Genomic DNA, 17,969 nt, shown 5'->3' with positions numbered 1-17,969 from the left:
TTATGGAAAAGAAAAGCTGTCTGATCCTTGCCCTTGATGTCTCCGACAGAGAAGAAGCTCTTAAAATTGCAGAAGATGTTTCGGAATTCGTGGACGCTATAAAGGTAGGCTATCCTCTAATACTTGCTACCGGGCTTGGAATCATCAGGGAGCTTGCAGAGTTTGCTCCCATAATAGCTGATTTCAAGGTTGCCGATATTCCAAACACCAACCGCCTTATCTGCGAGCATGTCTTTGAGGCAGGAACCGATGCAGTAATTGTCCAGGGTTTTACAGGCCGGGACAGCCTTGATGCCTGCATTGAGATTGCTTCAGAATACGGGAAAGACGTGTTCGTGGTAAGTGAAATGAGCCACCCTGGAGGAGCCGAATTCCTCCAGCCCGTCGGAGAAGCAATCGCAAGAATGGCAGCCGAAGCAGGAGCTTTTGGCCTTGTTGCACCCGCGACCAGACCGGAAAGAGTAACGGCAATTAGAAAAATTATTGGTGACAAACTTACCATCATCTCTCCTGGAGTCGGAGCTCAGGGAGGAAAAGCGTCTGATGTTATTGCCGCAGGCGCAGACTGGGTAATCGTAGGAAGAGCAATTTACAAAGCAGAGTCACCAAGAGAAGCTGCCCGCAAGATTGCTGCTGAGATTGAAGCAAAACTCAAGGGAGAAATCTGAAAAATATTTTTTAAGACATATTTTGTATCTTCATATGTTTTTCTTTTTTTCTGAAAGATATTTCTTATATTAACCGCATTTATTATCTGAACATCAATTATCTGAACATCAATTTAGTGCCTATGATGAAAAATTTTGCTGATTTCGTGATGAGCCCTATGAGTTCTGAGGCACAAAAATTGTCCCGTATCTGATCAGGATAAAAGCTAAAACATGTACCGAAGAAGTAGCGTCTAAATCCCCAAATTCTCAAAAAAGATCAAAACATGTGCAATTATATACTTAAAAATTCGTACCTATTTATGGGGATTCGCTCACCCCGTTACATCCTATATACCAGGCTAGGAGAGGGTCTGTCCAGATCGTCACTCTCCATGACCAGCTTTTAGTCTCCATTTAAAAAACGGAAATACATTCTCAGTACTGGTATGCACTTTTGATTTTGGTCTCATCCTTTCTGGCTATCGTTATATCGCCGACGTTACTCAATGCAATTTTCTGAATTCCGTTCATTAATTCTCTATTTTCTCCTTGTTTTTCGTTTCGTCACTTTCCCGATTCTTATTTCCGTCATCTGACTATTCAGGCAAGAAAATGTTTAAAGGAAGACGTAGTTCACTTCAGCATGATAAATTACTGGGATAGGTGAACTATATATGAAAATAGCAGTGTGCGGAAAAGGAGGAAGCGGAAAAAGTACTATTTCGGCACTCTTGGCAAAGGAAATGGCAAAAACTAAAAACGTGCTTGTGCTCGACATTGACGAGTCCAATTACGGGCTTCACAGCCAGTTAGGAATGGCGGCTCCTAAGGATCTTATGGAATATTTTGGGGGAAAAACAGGCTTTAAGGAAAAACAAAGGACTGCTCCCAAAAAAACGCAATTCTTGGGGCTTGCAGCCAGTGGGAGTACTTCAGGTCAGCCAGCGCAGCAGCAGTCCAGCTTTTTCGAGAAGAGATGGAGTTTTTCCGACCTCCCGCCAGAATTTGTGGAAGAAAAGAACGGAGTCAAACTGATGGCAGTTGGCAAAATTCACAATTTTGGGGAGGGCTGCGCGTGCCCAATGGGAGCTCTGACAAGGGAATTTCTTGAGAACCTTGAACTTGGAAAGGATGATCTTGTAATCGTGGATACCGAAGCCGGCACTGAGCACTTCGGGCGTGGAGTTGATAAGGACTTTGACCTGATTCTTGTGATTGTTGATCCTTCCTATGAGTCCCTCAAGCTTTCAAAGAAATTTGGTGAATTTGGCGCTCAGTGTGGGTGCAGGGTTTACTTTGTACTTAATAAAGTTGAACCGGACATAAGAGAAGAGATGCTAGCGTCGGTAAATTGCGTGAATGTCGTGGCTGAAATTCCGGAAAGAAGAGAAATTTTTAAGACGTCCCTTAAGGGCAAAGAACTTGATTTCGAGCTGGATGAAATCAAGAAGCTTGTAGAGTTTCTGGAGAAAAATGGAGTTATTAATTGAATTATTTATTCTTGAGCTGGACAGCAAACTAACCTATACCAGCTTTTAAATCTATTTTTGTGTTTTCTCAAAAACTGTAAACTTTCATCGTTTCTCATTTTTTCTGCAAGTTAAATAATCGTACGTACGAGAAGAGAACTTCAGGGCACTTATCCGAAAGTATATTATTGATCGTGTTATTTGATAATGTAAAAGTTTTACCTGGTTTCGGACAGCAGGTATGGTTTCTGAACTGTCCTTATAGAACTTCAGATTTGCTGTCACCAATCGAGTAGATCATCTAAACTTGCAGACATTAATCAATTGGAATATATTTAACCTGTAATTATAAAGGTATTTTTCCTGTATAAGTACTGGAGACAATAATTATGACAATGCGTGAGTACATGCTTGGAAACGTGGCAATTGCCCGCGGGCTTCTTGAAGGCGGCGTGCAGGTTATTGCAGGCTATCCCGGAACTCCGTCGTCGGAGATTATAGATACGCTTGCAGCCCGAAAAGACCGGGATTACCATGTAGAATGGTCGGTTAACGAAAAGGTTGCAATGGAGGTTGCAGTCGGAGCTGCCTGGACAGGCGTTCGTTCTGTAGTGACAATGAAGCATGTCGGGCTAAACGTTGCAGCAGATCCCTTTATGACACTTGCTTATGCAGGAACAAAGGGCGGGATGATTGTAATCGCTGCTGATGACCCGTCGTGTCACTCATCCCAGAATGAACAGGATACGCGGCGTTATGCCCAGTTTGCCCTTGTGCCCTGTTTTGATCCCGCGACTCCCCAGGAAGCAAAGGACATGCTGCCCTATGCTTTTGAGTTCTCCGAAAAGTTTGAAGTTCCTGTGATCTTCAGACCCACCACCCGAATTTCGCACGGGAAGTCAGATATTGAACTTGGAGAGATACCCGTAGAAAAACCGGCTCCTAATTTTGAAAAACTTCTGGACCGCTGGGTCATGCTCCCGAAGAACGCACGTCCACGCCATACACATCTCCTTTCTATCCAGCAGTCCATTGAGGATGCCCTTGCCGAATCCCCATGGAATTCCCTTGAACTAAAATCCGATGCAAAATTCGGAGTAATAGGTGCAGGCATTGCCTCAGTGTATGCAAAAGAAGCACTTACGGAACTTGGACTTGACGTTTCGTACCTTAAGATAGGAACGTATCCGGTTCCGAAAAAGCTGATTCTCGAACTGCTTGAAACCGTAGACACCGTACTTGTGTTTGAGGAACTTGAGCCTATCGTGGAAGAACAGGTAAAGATGATTGCACAGGAAGCCGGGATTGAGGTTTCGGTGCTCGGGAAAACTAATGGTTTTGTGCCAAGGGAAGGAGAACTGGATGTAAGTGCCTTCCTTGAGGTTCTTAAGAAAACCTTCGATCTTGAGACCGAAGCTGAAACATCAGGCAAATCTCTTGAGCTTGCTCCTCGCCCGCCTGCTCTTTGTGCAGGCTGTTCTCACAGGGCAACTTTCCATTCAATGAAAAAAGTCTTTGGAAAGGATGCGATTTACCCCAGCGATATCGGTTGTTACACCCTTGGAATCCAGAGCGGGACTGTTGAGACCACTCTCTGCATGGGCTCAAGTATCAGCGTTGCTTCAGGGCTTTACCACGCAGGAGAAAAGCGGCCTATCTGCTGTTCTATAGGAGATTCAACTTTTTTCCATTCAGGCATGAACTCACTCCTGAACGCAATTGTCAATAAAGCAAATATCACGGTTACTATTCTGGATAATCGTATTACAGCCATGACCGGACATCAGCCAAATCCAGGCGTCGGGTACACGGCAACAGGAGAGCCAACCGTCCAGGTTTCACTTGAAGAGCTCTGCAAAGCAATGGGTGCAGAATTTGTATCGGTTGTCGACCCTTATAAGCTTGAAGAGACACAGGAAGCTTTTAAGGCAGCAAAAGAATTTGAAGGCGTAGCTGTGGTTATTGCCAGGCAACCCTGCGTGATTTCAGGAAAAAGGGCAGGTATACGTCGGAACCCATATGTTATTGATCCTGATAAATGCGAAGGCTGCAAGCAGTGTATTAAGTTTGGATGCCCTGCAATTGAGTTTAACGAGCAAAATAAATGTGCTGTAATTACGGCCCTTTGCAGTGGGTGCGGAGTATGTGCCCAGATCTGCAAGTTTGATGCGATTCAGGAGGTGAAGCGATGAGCCAGGCTGAACAAAAGAAACTAGATCTCCTTATTACAGGAGTAGGAGGACAGGGTGCAATCCTTGCCTCTGACATTATAGGAAAAGCCGCAGTTACTGCAGGACTGCCCATCCGGGCTGCGGAAACTCACGGCATGGCCCAGCGTGGAGGTTCGGTTGTAAACCATATTCGGGTTGGAAATAACTACGGTTCCATGATCCCGAAAAAAGGTGCAGACCTTCTGCTTGCCCTTGAGCCCATGGAAGCAGTCAGGTACCTGGATTTCCTGAAGGACGGCGGAATTGTTATAATGAATACGCAACCCATAATTCCTGTAACTGTCACCTCAGGCCTTACAAAATATCCGGAAGTCTCAGATATTCTTGATTTTCTTTCGGAAAAATACATAGTCAAAGCCTTTAATGCAGATGATCTGGCTTACGAAGCTGGGAACAGGCTTGCAATGAATGTCGTGATGGTGGGAGCAGTCTCAGGCTATCTGCCAATTCCTAAAGAAACCCTGCTTGAAAGTGTTAAAGCCCTTGTGCCGCAGAAAACAATTGAAGTGAATCTCAGGGCTTTTGAAGCGGGAAGGCAAAAAGTAGAGGAAAGCTAAACCTTTCCTTTTACTCCTTTATAATAAAGAAATTGCTTCCTATCGTATTTTATGTCATCTGAACAGGTATGTTAATTGCAAAGCCACTCGTTATAAATCTCGTTAATTCCCTTAGGACTTATGCAGTTGAAATGAAAAATCAACAGCATCAGACCGTTAACTGTCTAATACGTGACTTCAATCCACAGTTTTTTCCGTAATTGAGTTTGTTCTTTAAGTGCGTAAGTCCCATATCTTCGTGAGTCTATATCTTCGTGAGTCTATATCTTTGTAAGTCCTGTATCTTTGTAAGTCCTGTATCTTTTATAGATTCCAGACTGCTAATTACACTGTACGTCTAGCTTCAGAGCTAAAGGATTCCTCATTAAATCACATGTACAAATAGAACACAACTGCCTAGAATTTTAGAAATACCTGTTAATTATTTCGGAATCAGGAGAAACAATTTACTTGGTTTAATAACTAAAGTTTCTAAGAAAACTTTTTTATACTATTATGTTATTTTTACTTTAAACTATATTATTCTTTTAAGTCATTTGCAATATCTAAGCAGGCATTTTTAACATTTAAGAAAGAAATTATATTGGTGGAAGGTGTGTTTCGATGTTACTAAGTAGTATCTCATCTAGTATTGCCTCAAGCGCTGCCGCATCGAGTGCAATAACAATGGTCACGACCCCAGGGCTTCCTCAGTATGGGGCTGCAATAGTTGTTGGACTTATAGCTCTTCTTTCCCTGAAAGAGGTTTTTTCAGCATCTGAAAAGTGGAATAAATATCTTAATAATTCATTTAATATGGCAATTGTTCCTTTGTTATTCAGCTTTGTGGCAATTGTAGTTTTTAATGTTATAGCGATTATCAGACCATGATTACAGCTTTTATAGAGTATTTTACTTTTGGCTCTTCGTCATTCCCTGTGGATAAGATGATTTTCAATTCGAGACCACATTGATTTTTATGAAGACATTATGAGGATATCCACACAAAACAACGAATAACCTTACTTTTTCTCCTTTTCTATAAATTAATAGTTAATTATTCTTATTTTTTTGAGTACTTTTCATTCAAAAAACCTATTTTAGATTTAATCTGTAGGTCCAAATTTTTAAGCGCATAAATATCGCTTGATATCGACTTATGCGCTTAAACTTAAGCACATCGGATGCAAGATAATATTTTTAACTCGCCATCATCTGTCCTCTTAGATATGAGAAAAAGCATATATGCGCCTAAAAAGACAGAATTCAGGCTTAATCCAATGCTTTTTGTTATCTTCAGCTATCTATAATCAACATCAAAATCTAATCTGGCAGTGTGTCAATTTTTCTGTAAATATTAGCTCTCAAAAAGTTCTGGGGTAGAGAATTCTCATTGGAAAGATTATTTCTCATTGCACCCAAAAATTTGATTATAAATTTACAGCAAATTCACGACACTACCTGCTGAATGCTTATACTGGTTTTAATAAATCTCAGAACATTACTCCACTCAGATAATGAGGAAAAACCCCAAAAAGGAAAACATTTACTAAGCCGTGAAAGATAGCAATAAAGGGCAGACTTCTTGTCTTGTAGAAAGCAAAGCCCATGAAAAGTCCTACAAAACCCGTATATAAAACTTCATGGAAGGTACCATATCCCGAGTGCATGAGCCCAAACAGAAGACCTGTGATTAACACCGCTTCTTTCACACTGAGCGCATCTTCAAGCCTGGTCTGGAGGATTGACCTGAAAATAAGTTCTTCAACTAAACCCACGAAGAAAACCATTATAAAAGTAAGTTTAAGCAGGTTTCCGATGGAAAGATCCTGAATAAGGTAGCCTGGATGGATAGTAAAGTATTCTCCAAGCCCAAAAAGAAAGCCCAGTGGAATTGAAAGGATAATATAAGCAGGAAGATTATTTGTAGTAATCCCTATATGCTCAAAAGAGGAACGCTGATTAATTATTATAATTGCCAGAGGAACTAAAAGAGGGGCGTAGACGAAAACGAAGGTATAAAGGGTGTTATTAAAAAATACAGGCATCGAAAGATTTACCAATCTCAGGATAGGGAGGAGCATTAGAGCCTGATAAATTCTGTATACTTTGAGATTCTTTATGATTATATCGGAAAGAGATAACGCAATTAAAACTCCGATATGTATCCAGATAGCGATTTTTATTCTGTCTGCATAGATAAGGAGTTCGGCCAAGCCTATGAATACAACAGGTATTGCAGTAAAGAGCCTGATCCTTTCGGCCTCGAATTCTTCCAGATTTATATCTTCAAGCCCTAATTTTTTCCAGATTTTATGCGGATAGAGCTCTCCTGGAGGATGTTCGATCAGTTCTTGCTCTTTTGAAGCCATACGTCGATATATTAGAATAATCAGAAAGGCTGCCCCAATTCCTCCAAAAGTGTAAATAATATCGACATATTGTTCGATGTGTTGGAAAGGCCCTGAACTTTCATCAGACAAAACAAATTTAGAAAAACCTGGTTCTCCCGCATTGTTGGAAGGTACCAGTTTCAAGACAGGTTCTGTCTGTGAGGATGAGGAATTATTCGAGTCACTACAACATGCAGGAGAAACTGCCATTAAAGCCAGACTCAACACTAAAATAATTATTAGAAGATCTAGCTTTTTTTGTTTAGTATGAATAAGTCTTTTTTTCATTGGAACTCCTTCTTTCACTCAGGGCTAACTCATTTCTGTTTGTGCAAATCTGTCAGATATTCCACAATCTCTTATTGTAAATAATATATAAAGTTTCGTATATAGTCAATAGTTCCGATCGGGAATCTCAAATTAGCTTTTAAAATCTCTATATAATTTGATACCACTTCTTTACAAGTATCTCCCAAACAAATTTTTGCTTTCAACTTTATTTTGCATTTCTGTTAACACCAGTAGTTGATATGCTATGAAACTCAATAGAGAGTAGAGTTTTTTACTCTGATTTCTCACTCTTCTGATATCGAACTTTACTGTACCTTTAATATGTCCGTGTATCTTTTCACATTCAGCTCTCTTTTTATACTGATCAAAAAGTCTCATCTCAGATATTCTGGTTTCTCAGGTACATTCCTACCTGTTCTTTCCTCCCAATTTCATATAGAAATCTGAGTTTGTTTTCCATTGGTGCATGAGTATCTCCACCGAGTTTCCACTTTTTATTCACCCAGTGATCGATTCGTTCCTCTTCACCTTCTTGATTGATTACTGCATTTGAAGCGTAGGAAATAATCGTTTTTGCGTTCAGATGATACCAGATATCAGAATGATTGCGGAATGAATCATAACCTCCGTCAGCAAAATAAAATTCCAGATTAGCGTTCATGTTCTTTAGAGCTTCAATATGGGCGATAAGTTCTGGAGAGTCACCAGAAAGTCCTTTTGTATGAGTCATGAAAATAGGATAAGTTCCAACCATTGTAATATGTGCCTTATCCATTTTGCATTCATAATGAGGATTATAATCAGCATGTTTGTCATATCTTGAAGCTTCAAGTGGAGTGGAATCAATGCCTTCGGTTAAGTGAAAAATCGTGACAAATTGCATCAATGTCCCCAACATTTGTAAAATATTTTAAGAAATTAGGAGTTGGAACAAGATATCGATTTCATATGAACAGGCCAAAATTTAAGGCCGGTTTTTAATGCAAAATCGATAGCGTTCAGGTAAGAAAATTCCTTAACCGATGACCAATGAATCTGTATTTTATCTCTTGACCTATTTCCGATAGAAGCTACCTGACTGTCACATGTGTTTGTCTGCCAGTTTCCTTCCTGTTTTTTCCATGCTTTTCATTTATTACTTTTTATCTTCGTTACATTTAATTCAGCAATATTGTTAGGTAGTATGATAGTCTATGAATTTCAATTACCTAAATAACTTTTAACTATACATTTTTATTTTTTAAACAAATTACTTTTTATATTAATTTTTACACTACTGAAGTATCCAGAGGGTTTTTTTAGATAGTTTTCGTTTTCAGCCTTCTATTTCTTCTTTTTCTTTGTTTTGTTCCTCTGTGAGTTGCGGCAAGTGTCTTCAAGCCTGGGGTATATCGGAAGAGCTTTTCCATATATACAACGACCGTCCAGACTATGCGTGCATATATGTTTTTAAGTTTTTCTGATAGCTTTTTTTGAATTTTTATCTTATATTTTGGAGAAATTGTTACTTTAATGTTTAGATTTATTTTAGATTTATAGAATTATTTATTTCAAGCTTTTAGTTTAATAATATAACTTTATATTCATTTTACTAATAGGTCTACCAATAGACTTATATCTGATTTCTTATTATGTTATTGTGTTAGCTTTATAAAATAATATATTAGTTTTTAATATTAAATTACAAAAAAGTAATATAATAAAATAAGTTAAACAATTATATAGTTATTGAACTAATCCCAAAACTCAAATAGAATCTCTGAGTTTCCAAATCTCGGATGACCAATCAAGTTTCTTAACACGAAAGTAGTTCTGAAACATTGTTCTGAAGGTCAAAATTGATTCTGCAGGAATTAGCTCATTAAAATTAGATGCCCTTTAATATCTAATTAGAATACATTCTAATATTCCATTACGCTTAGGGGTCATCCAAATTGAGCAATGAAAGACTAGTGGGTAAGAGTGACCAGTGTGTAACTCAGAAACAAATCACACGTGCTAAGAGTACAGCTCCGCAGAATGTCACAGTGATCCTTCCTGCCTTCAATGAAGAAATTTCCATTGGGAGTGTAGTCCTACTTACCAGATATTATGCCGACAGCGTAATCGTGGTCGATGATGGAAGTTCGGACAGGACGGCCGATATTGCAAGGAAAGCAGGAGCTGAGGTAATTGTTCATGAAGTAAACAAAGGGAAAGGTGCAGCCCTCAAGACCGGATTTGCAGCCGCAGATGACCTAGGTGCGGATATAATAGTTACCATGGATTCCGATGGTCAGCACAACCCTGCCGAAATACCGAAACTTGTAGATCCTATTATTAAAGGTGAAGCCGATATTGTCAACGGTAGCAGGTACTTAAACGGCCTAGACAAAAATACTCCTTCTTATCGCCGTGTCGGCCAGACTATTCTCGACGGGGCTACCAAGCTAAACTCCGGGCTCCATATTACCGATTCCCAGAGTGGCTTCCGTGCCTTTTCAGCTTCAACAAAAGATGCTTTCCGCTTCAAAGCCCAGGGAATGGCCATAGAAAGCGAAATGCTTGCAGATGCAGGCAAATCCGACCTTCGCATAGCCGAAGTTGAAATTGGAGTCCGATATGACGTTGACTGTTCAACCGAACACCCAATAAAACACGGTTTGGGAGTTCTTCTAATGATTTTAAAAGATATTGAGTTCAACAAACCTCTTTGTTACCTTACAGTTCCTGGATCGGTTCTTGGAATAGGCGGTCTTATTCTGGGCATTCTTTTCTTGCAGGACTTCACGGTGGGAAAAAGCTTGGACTTCGGACCGACCATGTTCATGATTCTGTGTATTATCGTAGGGAGTTTCATGGCTTTGACAGGTCTCTTACTGCATTCGATATCTGCAATTTTGCGGGAGGCGAGGACGACTTAATTTCTTTATGGAGGTGAGTGGTCATTTATAAATTCAACTTTTCAGGCAGTGTAGAGAAATTAGGGCTTCATGTTTGTATAATTCTCCCGAGATACCAATTCTGAACCTAAATTTCAATTTCAGAGCTGCCAACTCCGATTCACTTTATTAAAATATTAAAAATTTGTTAAGTTTTAGGCATTGATGACTGAAAGTGATAAACAAATAAAGATCGTTAAAGGTGTTAATAGTAATGATTGGTATCATTCTCGGTACGAGACCAGAAATTATCAAAATGTCTCCTATTATAAAAGAGTGTGAAGAACAAAATCTGGACTATTTTATACTTCACACTGGCCAACATTATTCCTATGAAATGGATCGTATTTTTTTTGATATATTAAATCTTCCACAGCCTGAATACAACTTAGATGCAGGCTCTGGAACTCATGCATCTCAGACCGGTAAAATAATGTTGGGCATTGAAAATGTTCTACTTAAAACGCAACCAGATATTGTTCTGGTGCAGGGAGATACCAATACAGTTCTTTCAGGAAGTCTCGTGGCGGCTAAATTAAATATTAAAGTTGGTCACGTTGAGGCTGGTCTAAGGAGCTTTGACCACAGTATGCCAGAAGAGATAAATCGCATTGTTTCAGATCATATTTCTGATTACCTTTTTGCACCAACTGAGACTTCATCTCAACAATTAATAAAAGAAGGGATCGAGCCTGAAAAAATTTTTGTAACAGGAAATACGGTTGTTGATGCTGTATATCAGAATATTAAAATTGCAAAAGAAAAAATAAATACTCTGAAAGATTTCCATTTATTTCCCAAAAATTATATTCTTGTTACCTTTCATCGAGCTGAGAATGTCGATATTAAAAAAAGGTTAGAAGGAATTATAATAGGATTAAAATTAATCAAGGACTATTTCTCACTTCCAATTGTTTTTCCAATTCATCCAAGAACGGAAAAAATGGTTGAAAAGTTAGGTCTTTCTCTTGAAGGAATTGATGTTATTCCACCACAGGGATTTCTTGAATTTCTTCAGTTAGAGGCTAATGCTAAATTTGTGTTAACGGATTCTGGAGGTCTACAAGAAGAGACCTGTATACTAAGAGTACCTTGTATCACATTAAGGGATAATACTGAACGCCCAGAAACGCTGGAAGTAGGATCGAATGTCTTAGCTGGTGTAAATCCATTGGTAATTCTAAACTCTGCTAAGAATGCTGTTAAGGAGAATAATTGGAGTAATCCCTATGGCAATGGAAATGCAGCAAGATTAATTGTAGATATATGTAGACTTGCAACTAAGGAGAAGAATTGAAGTAATCAAACTGAATGAGGAAATACTACTAGTTGGTGAATAAAATGAGAGACTATACAAATGATTATGAAGGGAAAACTATACTTGTTACTGGAGGAGCTGGTGCCATTGGTGGAAACCTCTGCCGAAAACTTTCGGAGATGAATGCGCATAAAGTTATCATATTAGATGATCTCTCCTCTTCTTATGAATGGAATATACCGAAGGCAGAGAATATTTTTTTTGTTAAAGGGAGCATTTTGAATGATGAACTGCTGAAGCGGGTCTTTAAAGAAAAACCTGACTATGTTTTCCATCTCGCTGCTCATTTTGCAAACCAAAATTCTGTTGATAATCCTGAGAAAGATCTTATGATCAATGGTATTGGGATTCTCAAAGTTCTTCAATACGCTCAACTTGTTAATGTAAAACGTTTTGTTTACTCCTCATCTGGGTGTGGAGTCTATGGTCTTGATTCAAAAATGCCTTTTGAAGAGCAGGATATCTCAATAAGTCTTCACACACCTTACCAAGTAACCAAACTCCTGGGTGAACTTTATACAAATTATTTCCACAACCTTTATAATATGCCTACTGTAAACGCTCGTTTCTTTAACTCCTATGGGCCAGGAGAAGTCCCCGGGAAATATCGAAATGTGATTCCAAACTTTTTCTACTGGGCAATGAAAGGAATGCCACTTCCCATTACAGGCAAAGGAACGGAAACAAGAGACTGGACTTATGTGGGAGACATCGTCAATGGTCTGGTTGCTATGGGTATCGAAGAAGAAGCTATCGGCGAAGCTTTTAACCTTGGTTCCGGGACTGACCACCAGGTCATCAAAATGGCAACAGTTGTGAATGAATTGACGAATAACAAAGCTGCAGTTACTTTCAAAGAACGCAGAGACTGGGATGTAAAAACAAAACTTCTCTCCTGTGTGGATAAGGCTAATAGAGTACTTGGATACAAACCTCAGATGAAATTTGAGGATGGCCTGAAAAATGTGCACATTTGGTTTAATGAAAACTGGGAAAATATTGAGAAAAGTGCCGAATTCTGGTGATGCTAAATGAATATTTTACTGCTTCAGGAAACAGATTGGATTAAAAGAGGTCCTCATCAACAGCATCATCTGATGGATAGAATGGCATTGAAAGGTCATAAGATAAGAGTAATTGATTACGAGTTTCTCTGGAAAGAAGATAAAGAAAAAAAAGTACTTACTGGCCGGAAAGAAATCAATAGAGCTTATAAGGTATTCAAGGAAGCTGATATTACTCTTATCAGGCCAGGGATGATCAAAGTTCCAATTCTTGATATGGCAACTATTCCTTATTTTCACAATAAAGAAATTAAAAGGCAAATTCAAGAGTTTAAGCCAGACGTAATAATAGCATTTGGTATTCTTAATTCATATATTGGTTTGCAACAAGCAAAAAAGCACAATATACCTTTTATATATTATGTCATAGATCATTTGCATAAGCTGCTACCAAGCGAATATATGCAAATAATTGCAAAACAATTAGAAAAACAGACAATTAAAGGCGCAGATAAGATCTTTGTCATAAATAAAGGATTAGAAGACTATATCATTGAAATGGGTGGAGATATCAATAAAATATCTATAATTACAGCAGGTTTAGATCTTGAAAAATTCAATCCCAAAGTAGACGGATCATCTATTAGAGCAAAGTATGGAGTTAAGAAAGATGATCTATTGTTATTCTTTATGGGATGGATATACGACTTCTCCGGAATGAAGGAAGTTGCAGAGAGTCTTTCTGCCAATGAGAATGAAAACATCAAATTAATGATAGTCGGCGATGGGGATCTATATAAGCCACTGCTCAAAATGAGATCCAAAAAAAACTTGGATGGAAAGTTAATATTAACAGGGAAAATTCCGTTTGAAGAAATCCCAGAGCACATTGCTGCTGCTGATATATGCCTTTTGCCAGCTTATAAAAATGAAATTATGAAGGATGTTGTCCCGATTAAGTTATATGAATATATGGCTTTAGGGAAGCCGATTATTGCAACTAACCTTCCTGGGGTGCAGAAGGAGTTTGGATTTGACAGTGGGATTAATTATATTGAAGATTCAACTAATACATTATAGGACTTACGCAGTTAAAATGCCGAAAACTTGATATCTTTATAAATATACTTATGGCTTAGTGTTTCTCTAAAAACGTACGGAGTTATGGACATAAATCCACCTAAGTGTACCGACATTGACTACATTAATTTTCTCATTGCGGCTTCTAACGTTTTTAGCTGTACTGAAGCTGCTAGATGTTATCCAGACATAGCTAATGCTCCTTCTCATGATGCTTTTACTCGTTGCCTTCAAAGGCAACCTCCAGACACGGAAGCACTATGGGAGGAAGTAAAAAGTTATGTCAAGCTTAAGGGAGGATACCTAATTGTTGATGATTCAACATTAGATAAACCATACGCAGAAGAAATTGCTTTTGTTCGTCGTATGTGGAGTGGAAAACATCATCGTACTGTAAAGGGAATAGGCCTGGTTACCTTAGTTTGGACTGACGGTACAACCGTTATACCTATCGATTTTCGAATTTATAACATCGATGTAGACGACAAAACAAAGAATGACCATTTCCGTGATATGCTTGACAAGGCCGAAGAACGTGGTTTTAATCCCAAATTCGTTTTATTTGATACATGGTATGCAAGTGTGAAAAACCTTAAAGCCATTAGACAGAAAGAGTGGCATTTCCTTACAAGATTGAAAAATAATCGTTTGGTAAATCCTGACAACAAGGGAAATGTGCCACTTGAAACAGTAGATATTCCTCCAAAAGGACGTGTGGTTCACCTCAAAGCATATGGATTTGTAAAGGTGTTTAGGATAGTTTCAAAAAATGGAGACACGCAACACTGGGTTACAGATGTGCAAGAGATGGATGAAGCAAAACGTGAAGATTTGGCAAAGAAGTCATGGAAAATTGAGGAATATCATAGGGGAATAAAACAGTTCTGTGGTGTCGAAAAATGTCAGGCAAGAAAGGAAGAATCACAAAGAGCACATATAATGTTCTCATTAAGAGCTTTTCTTAGACTGGAATTACAAAGAATCAAAAGTGGAATATCCTGGTTTGAAAGTGCTATGAAAATTAGAAGAGTGGCAGTGACAGAATACTTAAGGAATCCCCAATACACGTTAAATTAATTCAAATATTTGAAAGTTTGGAAAAAACAATATGCTAGGAGCCAACTGCGTAACTCCTACATTAGAAAAAGCAATTGGGCTTGCCAAGACAAATAAAATCGAAGCTGAAGGTGAAAAAGCATATTCTTATGTGCATGATTTAAGTTGGGATAGTATTACTGAAAAATTTGATAATAATTTAAAGTCTTTGTTATAAAATACTACCATAGTTTACGCTTGAAATTAACATAATTGCTCATAGTGCATAACGGGAGTTATTAGGAGAAAATTGCGACGAGTCTCCCGAACCGCATAAAGAAGTTTGGCGAGATGAACGGAGCTCTCTATGCGGAATCGGCTAATGCGGTCCTCGAAAAATCAATGGAGCTTACCGAGACTGAGGATATAGAACCTGGGAGGAAGATAGCAAGAAATTTCGTTAAATCACTGAGTTAGGAGCGATCGACGAGCATCTTCCAGCAGGCGCTGGGCAAGGAAGGGGGATGCCGGGTAGGTGGACATCTTATAGCATCATCTGTCGAAAGTTCTCAAAAAGTACCTGGAGTGAATAATTGATGGTAGAAAATCCAGCTATCACAGATTTTCCATATGACGATGAATATATCATCGTAGAATCGCCGGAATTGCAACAGAATGGAAGTATTATTGACTTAAATAATCTACCAAAAGTATCTTTTTGTATTCCAACACTGAATAACGAAGATACTATAGAAAAGTGCCTTAGTAGCATTGCCAATCAGGATTACCCAAGTGTCGAGATTATCATTGTAGACGGAAATTCAAAAGATAAGACAATCGAAATAGCTAAAAAATATACCAGTAAAATATTCTTCGATTCAGGACTCCTGGGGAGTGCACGACAAACGGGAGTTGAAAAGGCAACTGGCGAGATTGTAGCGCTTTTTGACTCAGATATCATTATTCCCCATAACAACTGGCTCCGTAACGCAGTTGAATGCTTCAATTATGACGATCGAGTGCGCACGGTCTGGCCAGAAAATATAGCACCTCCTGATGGAGGTCCGGTTGTTCATCTTTACTTTAACCATTGGAAATTGATAATCGAAGATCGAATCAAGAAAAGGCGCGGCCTGTATGGTGGAGGAAATTCGCTTTATCTTCGGAGAGCGATTGAGGATATTGGGGGTGTCAATAGATCGATCCACTGGGGTGAAGATTTTGATTGGGCCCAAAAACTCAAAGACAGGAAATATAAAGTTGTGTATATTCAAGATCCTCTATATCATGACACTATGCCATCTTTAAAGGTATTCGCGAGAAAGCAGTTCATCGGCGCGAAAACCTTCACGAAAACTGGTTTTCAGTTAATGAATCTCTCGCCATACGAGGTATTTTACGAACAGATTGTCCTTGGAGTAAAAGGAATGCTTCATGGTCTTATTGTAGAAAGAGATCTTTCTTGGTATCTCTATCCTGTGTATGTGTCCATAAGGTTACTCGCATATGGGTATACCTATATGGTTGGTATGAAAGAACGCTAAACGTAGATTTTCATAAGGTTAATTTCGAGTAACTATCTTTAGAATACTCAGATTCCGGGAGTTTACAGTACAAAAAACTGCGGAATATTGATTAATACATCCTTAAAGGAGAATTACTTCTCAATGTTGAGATGAGCACAGGAGACTCGATCAATATAGCAAAGCGAGAATTTAAAGAGATATATGGGAATGAAGGAAGATCTTCCACTCTCGGAGCTCTACTGACATTGTTGAATACACCTTTCAAGGCCAATCAATTCAATGATCCTTTCGAAAGAAAAAGTATCACAGTATAAAAAACAATTGATGCAATCTATCAGGCCAATCATAAGCTGAGAGTAATTTAGGATTGAGGTGAATCATGAAAAACATAATTATGCTAAGATCTCAATATCCAGATGCAAGATTGGAAAAAGAGGCCAGAGGTCTCATAGAATCGGGATATGATGTAACATTGCTAGTTTGGGACAGGGGGAGAATCAGCGAAATTCAACGATCTTGCATATGTCGGGTAAAGAGATTTAAATTAGCTGTTTCACCAGACAGCTTCAAGGTCTGTTTTTATTTGCCCATCTGGTGGCTTTATATTATTTTTCAATTGCTAAGTGAAAAATGGGATATCATACATGCCGCAGACTTTGATACTTTTGCTCCAGCACTTATCATGACAAGGATTACAAAAAAGCCAATTATATATGACATCTTTGATTTCTACGCAGATATGATCAGATTCCCCATATTCCCAAAGATTTCCCGGATTTTTTTTGCGAAGACTGATCGTTTCCTTATGAGATTTGCAGATGTTGTTATTATACCCGATGATTCGCGAAGAGAGCAGATTGGTCTTTCAAATAATGAAAACGTTGTAACTATCGTTAATGCACCACCAGATACATTCTCCAATAATAACGTAGTTCCAGATTCTCTTTCAGAAAACTTCACCATTTTTTACGGTGGCGGGATCAATGATGATCGAGGAATAGATATTATGTGTAAGGCGGTTAAAACCCTCTCTGGTGTTAGATTAATAATTATGGGACCGTGCTCTGAGGCATGTGGTGTTCGTTTAAAGAGCATTTGCCAAAATGTACCAAGTATTGAATTATACTTAAAGTGGACTCTACATCAAGAAATTATCAGCCAGGCGATGAATGCTAATATACTGTTTGCTTTTTACGATCCAAACATCCCTAATAATAAATATGCCAGTCCCAATAAGTTGTTTGAGGCCATGATGTGTAGCAAACCAATTTTGGTAAATGATAACACTAGCATGGCCAAAATTGTAAGGGAAGAAGACTGTGGTCTTGTCGTACCGTATGGGAACGTTGACGCTATCAAGCATGCAATTCTTACGCTCAAAAACGATCCCACACTATGTAAACGCCTTGGTAAGAATGGACGGAAAGCCTATGCGACTAAGTACAGCTGGGAAATTATGGAGGAGAGGTTGCTTGAAGTTTATAGGAGACTGGATCCTGAGAGAAGATAGGGCAT

The 17,969-nt window shown here is 38.7% G+C and carries 14 protein-coding genes and 1 pseudogene; 13 read left to right on the top strand and 2 right to left on the bottom strand.

The window, feature by feature from the left end:
- Positions 1–2: 2 nt before the first annotated feature.
- From pyrF to MSBRM_RS04335, 5 genes are all read left to right on the top strand, one after another.
- Positions 3–668 (top strand): orotidine-5'-phosphate decarboxylase, encoded by a 666-nt coding sequence (gene pyrF, locus MSBRM_RS04355; RefSeq protein WP_048154759.1) that lies wholly within the window; start codon positions 3–5, stop codon positions 666–668.
- Between the two features lie 656 nt (positions 669–1,324).
- Positions 1,325–2,140: an ATP-binding protein gene (locus tag MSBRM_RS04350; protein WP_048154757.1), complete on the top strand. Its 816-nt coding sequence runs from the start codon at positions 1,325–1,327 to the stop codon at positions 2,138–2,140.
- Positions 2,141–2,508: 368 nt separating this feature from the next.
- On the top strand, positions 2,509–4,311 hold the full coding sequence (iorA, locus tag MSBRM_RS04345) for an indolepyruvate ferredoxin oxidoreductase subunit alpha (protein WP_048154752.1): 1,803 nt from the start codon (positions 2,509–2,511) through the stop codon (positions 4,309–4,311).
- Positions 4,308–4,907 (top strand): indolepyruvate ferredoxin oxidoreductase subunit beta, encoded by a 600-nt coding sequence (iorB, locus tag MSBRM_RS04340; RefSeq protein ID WP_048154749.1) that lies wholly within the window; start codon positions 4,308–4,310, stop codon positions 4,905–4,907. The genes iorA and iorB overlap by 4 nt, the downstream gene beginning before the upstream one ends.
- Before the next feature lie 603 nt (positions 4,908–5,510).
- Positions 5,511–5,777: a hypothetical protein gene (locus MSBRM_RS04335; protein WP_048154745.1), complete on the top strand. Its 267-nt coding sequence runs from the start codon at positions 5,511–5,513 to the stop codon at positions 5,775–5,777.
- 602 nt (positions 5,778–6,379) lie between these two features.
- Here the strand turns inward: MSBRM_RS04335 and MSBRM_RS04330 are convergent.
- A complete protein-coding gene (locus tag MSBRM_RS04330; RefSeq protein ID WP_052712696.1) occupies positions 6,380–7,567 on the bottom strand; it encodes a CPBP family intramembrane glutamic endopeptidase in 1,188 nt (395 codons plus the stop codon).
- A 171-nt stretch (positions 7,568–7,738) separates the two neighbouring features.
- Positions 7,739–8,414 (bottom strand): annotated as a pseudogene (locus tag MSBRM_RS04325) (transposase); the annotation flags it as partial.
- 1,090 nt (positions 8,415–9,504) lie between these two features.
- Between MSBRM_RS04325 and MSBRM_RS04320 the strand changes: the two are divergent.
- From MSBRM_RS04320 to MSBRM_RS04290, 8 genes are all read left to right on the top strand, one after another.
- The gene (locus tag MSBRM_RS04320; protein ID WP_048154742.1) at positions 9,505–10,473 is read left to right on the top strand and encodes a glycosyltransferase family 2 protein; all 969 of its coding nucleotides are present in this window, start codon (positions 9,505–9,507) and stop codon (positions 10,471–10,473) included.
- Positions 10,474–10,705: 232 nt separating this feature from the next.
- Entirely contained in the window at positions 10,706–11,788 is a 1,083-nt protein-coding gene (gene wecB / locus MSBRM_RS04315) for a non-hydrolyzing UDP-N-acetylglucosamine 2-epimerase (RefSeq protein ID WP_048154739.1), read from the top strand.
- A gap of 44 nt (positions 11,789–11,832) precedes the next feature.
- Positions 11,833–12,834, top strand: a complete 1,002-nt coding sequence (locus MSBRM_RS04310) for an NAD-dependent epimerase/dehydratase family protein (protein WP_048154736.1) — start codon at positions 11,833–11,835, stop codon at positions 12,832–12,834.
- A gap of 6 nt (positions 12,835–12,840) precedes the next feature.
- Positions 12,841–13,893, top strand: a complete 1,053-nt coding sequence (locus MSBRM_RS04305; RefSeq protein ID WP_052712693.1) for a glycosyltransferase — start codon at positions 12,841–12,843, stop codon at positions 13,891–13,893.
- 84 nt (positions 13,894–13,977) lie between these two features.
- Entirely contained in the window at positions 13,978–14,970 is a 993-nt protein-coding gene (locus tag MSBRM_RS04300) for an IS701 family transposase (protein WP_048155834.1), read from the top strand.
- 31 nt (positions 14,971–15,001) lie between these two features.
- Positions 15,002–15,166, top strand: a complete 165-nt coding sequence (locus MSBRM_RS20040) for a hypothetical protein (protein ID WP_155400453.1) — start codon at positions 15,002–15,004, stop codon at positions 15,164–15,166.
- A 358-nt stretch (positions 15,167–15,524) separates the two neighbouring features.
- Positions 15,525–16,472, top strand: coding sequence for a glycosyltransferase (locus MSBRM_RS04295; RefSeq protein WP_048154733.1), 948 nt, complete (start codon positions 15,525–15,527; stop codon positions 16,470–16,472).
- A gap of 361 nt (positions 16,473–16,833) precedes the next feature.
- Entirely contained in the window at positions 16,834–17,964 is a 1,131-nt protein-coding gene (locus MSBRM_RS04290) for a glycosyltransferase family 4 protein (protein ID WP_048154730.1), read from the top strand.
- The last annotated feature ends 5 nt before the right edge of the window (positions 17,965–17,969 follow it).

This window comes from Methanosarcina barkeri MS (assembly GCF_000970025.1).
In the GTDB taxonomy this organism is placed as follows: Archaea; Halobacteriota; Methanosarcinia; order Methanosarcinales; family Methanosarcinaceae; genus Methanosarcina; species Methanosarcina barkeri.
The sequence above is the reverse complement of the archived record's forward strand: the minus strand, read 5'-3'. Positions and strand labels throughout refer to the sequence as shown.